Raw genomic sequence first — 390 nt, forward strand, 5'->3', positions numbered from 1 at the left:
CGGCGGCCAGCACGTCGCTGTCGTCCAGCATCACGGCGGCCCAGACGACGGCTGATGGCAAGGGCAAGGTCATCTACTCCAGCACGGCCCCGGCCGCGGCGGATCGGCTGGCGCAGAACCTGTGGATCGACACGACTGGCGGCGCCAATACGCCCAAGCGGTGGAACGGCAGCGCCTGGGTGGCGGTCACGGACAAGGTGGCGACGGACGCAGCCGCAGCCGCCGCAACGGTCTCGGCCAACCTGTCGAACAACTACTACACGAAGGCGGACACCGACGGCGCCATCTCGGCGGCCAGCACGTCGCTGTCGTCCAGCATCACGGCGGCCCAGACCACGGCTGACGGCAAGGGCAAGGTCATCTACTCCAGCACGGCCCCGGCCGCGGCGG

At 70.3% G+C, this 390-nt stretch carries 1 protein-coding gene; it reads left to right on the forward strand.

Annotation, left to right across the window (positions count from 1 at the left end):
* A partial coding sequence (locus FG154_RS21355; RefSeq protein ID WP_222120607.1) for a hypothetical protein occupies positions 1–390 on the forward strand: 390 nt, incomplete at both ends.

Source organism: Cereibacter sediminicola (assembly GCF_007668225.1).
Classification (GTDB): domain Bacteria; phylum Pseudomonadota; class Alphaproteobacteria; order Rhodobacterales; family Rhodobacteraceae; genus Cereibacter_A; species Cereibacter_A azotoformans.